Source organism: Pseudomonas bharatica (assembly GCF_048586865.1).
In the GTDB taxonomy this organism is placed as follows: Bacteria; Pseudomonadota; Gammaproteobacteria; order Pseudomonadales; family Pseudomonadaceae; genus Aquipseudomonas; species Aquipseudomonas bharatica.
The window spans coordinates 211,026-220,895 of record NZ_JBMAWR010000001.1 but is presented as its reverse complement, the minus strand read 5'-3'; the positions used below and the strand labels follow the sequence as shown (position 1 = coordinate 220,895).

The 9,870-nt window shown below is 62.5% G+C and carries 6 protein-coding genes; 2 read left to right on the top strand and 4 right to left on the bottom strand.

The features are described 5' to 3' along the window. Positions 1–50 precede the first annotated feature (50 nt). Positions 51–1,232 (bottom strand): porin, encoded by a 1,182-nt coding sequence (locus tag ACKLLE_RS00985; protein WP_420056459.1) that lies wholly within the window; start codon positions 1,230–1,232, stop codon positions 51–53. A gap of 340 nt (positions 1,233–1,572) precedes the next feature. On the opposite strand from ACKLLE_RS00985, the gene ACKLLE_RS00980 reads away from it, so the two are divergent. Then, positions 1,573–2,658, top strand: coding sequence for an enoyl-CoA hydratase/isomerase family protein (locus ACKLLE_RS00980; RefSeq protein ID WP_420056458.1), 1,086 nt, complete (start codon positions 1,573–1,575; stop codon positions 2,656–2,658). Between the two features lie 16 nt (positions 2,659–2,674). Continuing rightward, positions 2,675–3,826 (top strand): acyl-CoA dehydrogenase family protein, encoded by a 1,152-nt coding sequence (locus ACKLLE_RS00975; protein WP_420056457.1) that lies wholly within the window; start codon positions 2,675–2,677, stop codon positions 3,824–3,826. Between the two features lie 98 nt (positions 3,827–3,924). Here the strand turns inward: ACKLLE_RS00975 and ACKLLE_RS00970 are convergent, their stop codons facing one another. The 3 genes from ACKLLE_RS00970 to ACKLLE_RS00960 all read right to left on the bottom strand — a co-directional run bounded on the left by ACKLLE_RS00970 (position 3,925) and on the right by ACKLLE_RS00960 (position 9,301). After that, a complete protein-coding gene (locus tag ACKLLE_RS00970) occupies positions 3,925–5,883 on the bottom strand; it encodes a M66 family metalloprotease (protein ID WP_420056456.1) in 1,959 nt (652 codons plus the stop codon). A 70-nt stretch (positions 5,884–5,953) separates the two neighbouring features. Next, positions 5,954–7,894, bottom strand: a complete 1,941-nt coding sequence (locus tag ACKLLE_RS00965) for a M66 family metalloprotease (RefSeq protein WP_420056455.1) — start codon at positions 7,892–7,894, stop codon at positions 5,954–5,956. Positions 7,895–7,999: 105 nt separating this feature from the next. Beyond that, a complete protein-coding gene (locus ACKLLE_RS00960; RefSeq protein ID WP_420056454.1) occupies positions 8,000–9,301 on the bottom strand; it encodes a hypothetical protein in 1,302 nt (433 codons plus the stop codon). Between the last annotated feature and the right edge of the window lie 569 nt (positions 9,302–9,870).

Below are 9,870 nucleotides of genomic sequence, written 5' to 3'. Positions count from 1 at the left end.
GGCAGGATGCGCCTTGCCGACCGAAAGGCCCCGCCCCGCGATGGTGGGGTTCACCAGGTGAGCACGGCACCCAGGGCCAGGGTGTCGGTGTCCTCGTTCTGCGCGTCGCCGTGATGGCCGTCGATCTCGAACTGGTTGTACTCGGCTACCAGCTTGAGGTTGTCGTTGATGTCGTGGAACAGCGCGATGCCGCGGGTTTCATAGTCCGCGCCGGTGTTCACCGCGCCGTTGCCGTCGTCCTTGGTCTTGCCATACGACAGCGCCAGGCGGTTCTTGCCGAACTTGTACGAGCCCTGCACCAGGTAGCCCTTGCTATCCACTTCGCGCAGGGTCGCTTCGCCGGCATTGTTGGTGAAGAACGGGTTGATGCCCTTGGCGGTGAAACCCGAGCCGGTCAGGGAGAACGCGCCCATTTTTGCCTGCACGCCATAGCCCAGGCCCTTGGAGGTGACGCTGTCGACGTTGTGGTCGGTATTGTCGGAGGTCTGGTAGCTGCCGTTGATCCAGCTATAGATCTGCGCGCCGCCAAGGTCGAACTGGTAGGTGATCTCGCTCTCGGTACGCGGGTTCTTCTGGTAGGCCTTGCCCACCGCGCTGTCGTCGTTGGTGTCCACCGGGTCGAGGACGCCCACGGCGATGCGCAGGCCGTCCATCACCGGGGTGCGGTAGGTGATCTGCGCCGACGGGAACGGGTACGGATAACCGCTGCCGATGTTGCCGAACGACACCCCGCCGCCATCCACCAGGCCCAGGGTGTCGCTGACCTGCCCGTAGCCGGCCAGCAGCTCGTCGAGCAGGATGTTGGAGCGGGCGAACAGGCCGAAGTCCTTGCCGATCAGCACTTCGCCCCATTCGGGATTGGCTACGGTGCCGTAGAACTGGCGCACGTCGATGGCGGTATCGGTGCCGTTCTGCTCGCTATCGTTGATGGTGACCCAGAACGAGGCGCGGCCGCCGAGCTTGAGGTTGCCCATCTGCTTGGTCATGTTGAAGCCGAGGGTGTTGGGCAGAAAGCCCATCTTGATCCGCGATTGACGGCGGTCGTACTGCTCGCCGGCGCGGTCGATATCGCTGTTGACGTAGAAGGCGTTAACGTAGCCATCGGTGGAGAAAGTCGTTTCATCCTTGTCGTACAGCATGATTTCCGCCTGGGCCAGCGGGGCGAGCCCGACGCTGGCGAGGCCGGCCAACAGCGGCAGGAAACGGGCATTGGCATTCTTATTGTTGTGCATGACGCTCTCCGCGAACGGTGGGGACGGTTGTCGGAGCCGATTATCGAAAGCCCGGACGCCCTGCCCTACGCTGCCTTGGACGCGGATTCGCGGTGCTTTGGCCGCGGCCATGGGCCGGGCGGTCGAGGGAACTAAGCCCCTGTGCGGGCGGGTCACAAGGCTAAAGTGTCGAGTGCGGGGCCCAAGGTCGGGGTTGCCCATGCAAATTTGCAGATTGGCCTTGCAGTTTTGTCGATTGAGCTTGGCAAATTTGCACTGCTACGATCCGGGCGATCCTTGGCCAATACTCCACGCCTCGATAATTCATGTGGAAAATCAATAACAAAGCAGGGAGACAGCGATGACTGCGCCAGTTTCGACTACCGACAATTTCCAAGCGCAAACCGCTCAGGTCCTTTCCGAAGTCCGCAACCATATCGGCCACTTGACCCTCAACCGCCCCGCCGGCCTCAACGCCCTCACCTTGCAGATGGTCCGCGACCTGCGCCGGCACCTGGAGGCTTGGGCGGCGGATGCCGATATCCATGCCGTGGTCCTGCGCGGCGAAGGCCCCAAGGGCTTCTGCGCCGGCGGCGATATCCGCTCGCTGTACGACAGCTACAAAAGCGGTGCCACCCTGCACCATGATTTCTTCGTCGAGGAGTACGACCTCGACCTGTTCATCCATCACTACCGCAAGCCCATCGTCTGCCTGATGGACGGTTTTACCCTGGGTGGCGGCATGGGCCTGGCCCAGGGCGCCGAGCTACGGGTGGTCACCGAGCGCAGCCGCCTGGCCATGCCGGAGGTGGGCATCGGTTATTTCCCGGATGTCGGCGGCAGCTACTTCCTCTCGCGGGTGCCGGGTGAGCTGGGCACCTACCTGGGCGTGACCGGCGTGCAGATCCAGGCCGCCGACGCGCTGTATTGCGGGCTGGCCGACTGGTACCTGGAGAGCGACAAACTGGACGATCTGGACCGGGCTCTCGATCGGTTGAGCTGGGGTGAATACCCACTGAAGGACCTGCAAGGCGCCCTCGCCCGCCTCGGTAGCCAGACCCTGGCCAATCCGCCACTGGCCGAGCTGCGCCCGGCTATCGACCACTTCTTCGCCCTGCCGGATATCGCCGGCATCCTCGAGCAATTGCGCACGGTGAACGTCGCCGGCAGCCATGAATGGGCGCTGAAAACCGCCGACCTGATGGACAGCCGCTCGCCGCTGGGCATGGCGGTCACCCTTGAGTTGCTGCGCCGCGGGCGTGGCCTGTCCCTGGAGGACTGCTTCAGGATGGAGCTGCACCTGGACCAGCAGTGGTTCGAGCATGGCGACCTGATGGAGGGCGTGCGCGCCCTGCTTATCGACAAGGACAAACAGCCGCGCTGGAACCCACCGACCGTAGCAGGCCTGGACCGCCAGCGCGTCGACCAATTCTTCGAAGGCCTCTGAGAGCCGGAGCACCGCTATGCAAGACCTGGAACTGACTGAAGAACAGAGCATGATCCGCGACATGGCCCGCGACTTCGCCCGCAACGAAATCGCGCCCCATGCCCAGGCCTGGGAAAAGGCCGGCTGGATCGACAACGAGGTGGTGCGCAAGATGGGCGAGCTGGGCCTGCTCGGCATGGTCGCGCCGGAAGAATGGGGCGGCAGCTACACCGACTACGTGGCCTATGCCCTGGCCGTGGAAGAAATCGCCGCCGGTGACGGTGCCACCGGGGCGATGATGAGCATTCACAACTCGGTGGGCTGTGGCCCGCTGCTGGCCTACGGCAATGCTGAACAGCAACAGGCCTGGCTGCCGCGCCTGGCCAGCGGCGAAGTGATCGGCTGCTTTTGCCTGACCGAACCGCAGGCCGGCTCCGAAGCGCACAACCTGCGCACCCGTGCCGAACTGCAGGACGGCCACTGGGTGATCAATGGTGCCAAGCAGTTCGTCAGCAACGCCCGCCGCGCCGGCCTGGCCATCGTCTTCGCCGTCACCGATCCGGAACTGGGCAAGAAAGGCCTGTCGGCGTTCCTGGTACCGACCGACAACCCCGGTTTCGTGGTCGATCGCAGCGAGCACAAGATGGGCATCAAGGCGTCCGACACCTGCGCCGTGACCCTGAACGATTGCCGGATCCCCGAGGCCAACCTGCTGGGCGAGCGCGGCAAGGGCCTGGCCATCGCCCTGTCCAACCTCGAGGGCGGGCGCATCGGTATCGCCGCCCAGGCGCTGGGCATCGCCCGTGCGGCGTTCGAAGCGGCGCTGGTGTACTCCCGCGAGCGCATCCAGTTCGGCAAGCCGATCAACGAACACCAGAGCATCGCCAACCTGCTGGCGGACATGCAGGTGCAGATCAATGCCGCACGCCTGCTGATCCTCCACGCCGCACGCCTGCGCACGGTCGGCAAACCGTGCCTGAGCGAGGCCTCGCAAGCCAAGCTGTTCGCCTCGGAAATGGCCGAGCGGGTGTGCTCCATGGCGATCCAGGTGCATGGTGGGTACGGGTATCTGGAGGATTACCCGGTGGAGAAGTACTACCGGGATGCGCGGATCACGCAGATCTACGAAGGCTCCAGCGAGATCCAGCGCATGTTGATTGCCCGGGAATTGAGGAATTATCCGTTGTAAGTGCGGCTCCCACAGGTTCAGGTCGCTGCGAACCCTGTGGGAGCTGGCTTGCCAGCGATGAGGCCTCCAGCTACCCCACCTTCCTGGCCGTGCACCGCTCAGTCGGCATCGCGGCCGGTGAACGTCACCCGCGCGGTTCCCTTCGGCGGGGCGATGACACCGTAAACGTTCTGGGTACCGTGGCAGATGACCCGCACATGGGTCGCCTGGAAGGACTGCGGTACGTTGAAGTGGAAGCGGTTTAATTCATTAGTGTTCAAACGGGTGCCGTGAAGCACGAAGTACAGACGTTCGTTCCTGGCATTACTGATCCACGCATAGCATCGAGCGGCGTCAACCTCCGCAGCGCTGGCAGCCGGATGAATAACCCCGTAGGCGCAATGCAGGGCTGGGTAAGCGATTCCGGCCCGCTGCAGGTCGGGATCGTAGAAGCCAACCAGCGTAGTGGCTGGCACACCGATCTGCTGCGGGCGGCCAGCGACATGCTCGGGAAAGTCTTCATACGGCTCCCAGGCCCTGCCATCCGAGACGAAGTTCAGCACATCGCCCTTGTTCAGTTGCAGGGTGGTGCCGTTTAAATGAAGCGTGGTCTCGTAGGTTGCCTGGTGAATGATGCGCACGCCTTTCCCTCGATTGGCGGTTTCCGGAATGGGCAGGAAGATCTCTGCAGCCCAATGCCCGTCGAAAATATCCACTTCCACCCGCTGGAAACTTCTCAGCAATGGCATAAGCCCGCCCTGACCCGCCTCTTCGGGGGCGGCGCGATACAACTCGCCCCACTCGACCATGCTTTTGCGGCCTTCATCCCACTTCATATAGCCAGTCGAGGATGTCTTGCTGAACACCGCCTTGCCCTCGATGAAGCCCTGCGCGATCTTCAGGCTGTATGGGGTGAGCATGGTGTAGCGGTTGGTGTCAGGGTACAGCGGGTAACCTTCCGCCATGGTGTCCTTGCCGAAGGAATGGCCATGGAAGGGCTGTTCACACCGGCCACTTTGGCACGTCGGCACGCCGGTTATGGCTTTTTCGAAATTGGGCAGGAAGACATTCCTGTCGCTGTCCCAGCCCCAGGTTGAATTCGGTGAAAAGGCGGCGCGGTGGATGGACCCATCGAAGCCGCCGGGGTAGTGATTGATGCCGAAGTTATGCCCCAGTTCATGGCTGAACTCGTTCCCGTCGCAACCATACAGCGTCACGATGCTGCCTCCACCGGAAAGACCGTGCACTACACGGCCATTGCTGTAGTTGCCCACCGAGCTGTGCGCCGTCAGCTGCGCCACTACCCAATGTCGGTTGAGCCCGTCCTCGCCACTGCCGGGTGAGCTGTGCACGCCAACGGCCGCGTTATTGATTCCCAGGGAGATCAGCTCCTTGCCGATGCGTTGGCGCAGATCACCGCCATGCACCTCGCCCTTTTCCGCGGAGTGGTCGGTGTAGTGGGTGCCGTCGGCCATTTCAATGACCTCGCAGTGCACCGGCTCGTACTGGTTGACGATCAGGCGAGAGCACGGAATGGTCTGGTAGTACTGGCGTTGCAGCTCATCGGTGAAATCATCGATGAACACGCGTTGGTTGGGAGTGAGCATGCCGATATCGATGGTGTTGAGCAGCAGCTCGCCAGCGGCGCCGACATCCGGGGAATAGCTGCCTTCACGTCCCAATGCCTTGAAATCGAGCCTTAGACCCGGCATCACGAAGCGATAAGGTAGGAAGACGGACCAGTACCAACTGCTATAGACGATCCTGGCATACTCGTCATCGCTGGAGCGCTCGGTGACGGGCGGCACATATTCGGGCTTCCCCATCTGGAGTTCCTGATCACCGACCCACACTTGCACGCGGTCAACATAGAGGCCATCGAGGTTCGTCGGTTTGAACAACACCAAGGTATGGCGGTTCGCCACAAGCCGGGGTTTGAATTCGTCGGGAATCGGCTCGTTGGGCTGGGGCAGCGTCGAAGCCTGGGCGAAGACCACCGCCCCCTCGAGGTTGCCTCCGGTCAGGTTGTTTCGCGCTACGGCCTGGTTGAAATACAGCGGGGGCTTGACGGTAGACATGTTGATACGCCTCCTGGGCGGATAGGACGTCGAACGTGGCCAATCACAGTCAAAAAACCTCCCGGCCGGATCAGTCCCGGCCAGTGAACGTCACCCGCGCAATCCCCTCGGGCGGGTCTATCCCCCGCGAGGCGTTCTGGATGTCGGCGCAGTAGACCACGATGTAGATGGCCTTGAACGCCTGCGGAATGTTCAGGTGCAGGCGGTTGAGTTCGCCCGGGTTGACCCGGCTGTTGCGCAACGGGAAGTACAATCGTTCGTCTTGCGCGTTGGTCACCATGGCGTAGGCATGCAACTTCAGGGAGATCTCCTCGGGAACGCCGGGATAGGTCATGCCCCAGGCACAATGCAGCGCCGGATAGATAATGCCGGCGCGCCCCAGCTCCGGATCGTAGTAGCCGAGCACGGTGGTGACCGGAACCCCCACCTGCTCCGGCTGGCCGGCGACGTTCACGGAGAAGTCCTCGACCCGGGTCCAGGTGCCGTCCATTTCGTAGTTCAGGAAATCGCCCTTTTTCACGGTGACGCGGGTGCCATTGACATGCAGCACGCTGTCGGCCGCCGCCGTGCTCAGGATGCGCACGCCCCGCAGCCTGTCGGCCGTCGCGGGCAGGTGGATGTCGGCGGCCCAGTGCCCCTCGCCCAGGTCCACCTCGATCCGTTTGAACCGTTTGAGCAGCTCGGTCATCGAGGCCAGGTCCAGTTCATCCACCCCGGCGCGGTGCAGTTCGCCCCACGGCAACATGGCCTTCTGCTGTTCGTCCCATTTCAAATGGCCGGTGGCCGAACGGGTACTGAAGATCGCATTGTTCTCCAGGTAGCCCTGGATGGTCTTGAGGCTCCAGGGAGTGAACTGGGTGTAGTGGTTGACCGAGGGATAGTGGGCAAAGCCATCGGACATGGAATCGCGGCCGAACTGATGCCCATGGAACGGCGGCTCGCAGGTTCCGCCCTCGCAGGTATCCTCACCGCTGCGTTCCTTGAGGAAGTTGGGCATGAACACGTTGTTGTCGCTGTCCCAGCCCCAGGCCGAGTTGGTGCCCCGGGCTGCGCGATGCACCGAACCGGCGAAGCCGCCGGGATGATGGGACAGGCCATAGTGATGGCCGAATTCATGGCTCAGTTCGTTGCTGGCGATGTATTGCAGCGTCACCATCCCGCCACCGCCCGAGCCACCATGGATCACCACGCCGTTGCGGTAATTGCCGACCGAGGTGTGCGCCGTCAGCAAGGCGATCACCATATGCTTGTTCAGGCCGTTCTCGCCGCTGCCGGGCGAGGAATGAATGCCCTGGCTGGCATTGTTGATGCCCAGGCACACCAGTTCCTTGCCGATGCGCTGGCGCAGGTCTCCAGCGTGCCAGGTGCCTTCATCCTGCGAGCGCTCCAGGTACAAGGTGCCATCGGCCATTTCGATGAACTGGAAGTGCATCGGCTCGTACTGGTTGACGATCAGGCGGCTGCACGGAAGGGTCTGGAAGTACTCGCGATGCAGTTGGGTGATGAACTCGTCGGTAAACTTGCGCCGGTTGGGGGTCAGCATGCCGATATCGATGGTGTTGACCAGCATTTCGCCTGGCGCGCCGACATCGGCGTCGGCGAAGGTCCCCGAGAGGGCCCCGGCCCTGAACACCAGGTCCATGCCGGCCATCACCTGCTGCCAGGGCAGGATCGCGCTCCAGAAGTTCTCGCCGTAGACGATGCGGCCATATTCCGCATCGCTGTCGCGCTCGGCGATCGGCGGCAATTGCTCCGGCGGCGCCATGGCCAGGGTGAAGTCGCCGACACTCAGCTGGATACCCTCGGCAGCGTCAATGGCACTGATGGGTTTGAACATCACCAGGGTATCGCGCAGGCCGGTCAGGCGCGGCTGCACATCGCCGGCAATCGGCGAACTGCGCGACGGCAGCACCGAGACCTGGGCGAACAGGACACTGCCCTTGAGCTCGCCGACCAGGTCGTTGCCCAGGTCGCGGTCGTTGAAATACAGCGGGGATTGGCTGCTGGACATGGTGACGGGCCTCGTGGCGGAATGACATGGCTGTACGAGGCCCATTCGAACACCGGTGGGAAAAGCCAACAACTGACAGAAATATCAGGTGCCCACCCGGATTTGTCACACCAAAGTGAAGATCATCCGGCTTGTCAGCCCCTGGCTTTCGGAACCGACCAGCTCGAACTTCCCGGGACGGGCCTGCGGCGTCACTTCGATGACATGCTTGAGCATGGCTATCCCGTCGTAGGGCAACGGCAGGTCGACCGACCATTGCCAATACGCCGGCTCGTTGTACGGCAAGCGTGCGTCGTTCTCGTCGTAGAAGGACACCAGGGCAACCACGTAGATCGATTTGTCCGTGGGAATACTGATCGGCTCGCCCGCCGGCGGGGTTTTCCATTCAGCGCGAACCGCAGGCAGCAGGTCGGTGCGCAGGTTATGCATCACCACCTCGCCCACTGCGACTTCCTGGAAGTTGTGCACCACATGGATGTTCACCGTCACGGGCCAGGTACCGCGCCAGGTGTCGAGGAAACGGTGGTCAACCTCGATCCTGCCGCTCTGCGTCTCTTCGTTCTCGCTGATGAACAACCCCGTGAACGGGCCTTGCTCGCCGTTGATCTTGACGACATAGCGCACCAGGCCCACTGCTGGCTCGGCCGGCGCATAGGTGATGTGCACGGTCGGCGCTCCGATGGTAGCCGGGGCATAGAGATGCTTGTGACTGACGATCAGCTCGAAGTCGGCAGCAGAGCCGGCCCGCGGGGCGGAAACCACCGGTGCTGCTTGCTCCAGTGTCAGGGTCATCATCAACTGCAACCCATAGGCGCTATGGAGCATGGCCTGGACCTTGCCGGCCTGCGCAGCGGGGGTGATCTGCAACACGTGACCGTGGGGGACGACTCCCGTGGGCTGTCCGTAAAGCTGAACGAACCAGTCCAGCTCTTCAACCGGCAGGACAACACCCATACGGTCGTAGAAGGTCGGCATTATCACGACCCAGGCATCGTCGCCGCTCGGGATCTCGATCCGCTCCGCTGGGTGGATGTTTCCCTCCATCCGGGCCGGGGCGATCTTGCGGGTGTCATGAAGGGATAGCGTTGCCTCGTCCAGCAAGGTGCCATCATGCAGCGCCAGCAGTTTCAATTGCACGGGCCAGGTGCCCTTGTAATGTTCGATAAATCTCCTGTCCACGAGCAAATGGCCGGTGCCCTGTTCCGGCAAGAGGTTCAGTTGCATGCCTTCGGGGATGCCTGGCTGGCCGTTGAGCGTCAGCTGGAAGCTCAGCTCCTTCGGTGCCTCCTGCGGCACCATGCTGACCTGGATGCGCGCAGTAGTAGCGCGCAGCGGCGGGTAAAGGTCACTGGAAGAGAATTCCAGGTCGATAAGCCTGGCGGTGCTGCCAAGCGGAATCCGGTTCATAGCGATCTCCTGAGGATGGTGCCAGCGGGATGAACGATCCGATTGCAGCAACATTCACCTGGAGCCACAACTGACAGAAATATCAGGTGCCCCCAGGCAAATACCGCGCACTTACATCAAGGTCAGTACCTTGGCCCGGTTCACGCCATTGGCAACGACGATCGTCGGTGCCGGCTCAGCCACCTGCGACAACGCGTCCTTGCCCGGCCGGTTGGCCCAGAAGCGGTCCCAGCATGTCTGGGTATCTACACATCGTTTCCCGAAGACCAGTGGCGACCCTGTGTCGCTTGTCAAGAGACCGCATGATGACCACCAAGCGCAAGCCGACAAATCTTCAGCGTTCTCCAGATCGAGCGCCGCCCGCGCGGCGCATCGCCGGCAACACCGGCTCCCACCCATGGCCCGTGAATCTGCGCTGCCAGCCTTTGGATGTTCGGCGATCTACTGCGGGGAGACTGTTGGGTTCGACAGGGTATCGCGTCGTACAAGCAAGGCGATCACCATGGCCTGTCAGGCATAGGTACGTTGCAACAAATGTGGGAGCCGGCGTTGCCGGCGATGCGCCGCGC

What these genes read in the sequence shown, in the direction of transcription:
- ACKLLE_RS00965 (WP_420056455.1), bottom strand. Translation starts at nt 7,894, where the DNA reads ATGTCCAGCAGCCAATCCCCGCTGTATTTCAACGACCGCGACCTGGGC.
- ACKLLE_RS00960 (WP_420056454.1), bottom strand. Translation starts at nt 9,301, where the DNA reads ATGAACCGGATTCCGCTTGGCAGCACCGCCAGGCTTATCGACCTGGAA.
- ACKLLE_RS00980 (WP_420056458.1), top strand. Translation starts at nt 1,573, where the DNA reads ATGACTGCGCCAGTTTCGACTACCGACAATTTCCAAGCGCAAACCGCT.
- ACKLLE_RS00970 (WP_420056456.1), bottom strand. Translation starts at nt 5,883, where the DNA reads ATGTCTACCGTCAAGCCCCCGCTGTATTTCAACCAGGCCGTAGCGCGA.
- ACKLLE_RS00985 (WP_420056459.1), bottom strand. Translation starts at nt 1,232, where the DNA reads ATGCACAACAATAAGAATGCCAATGCCCGTTTCCTGCCGCTGTTGGCC.
- ACKLLE_RS00975 (WP_420056457.1), top strand. Translation starts at nt 2,675, where the DNA reads ATGCAAGACCTGGAACTGACTGAAGAACAGAGCATGATCCGCGACATG.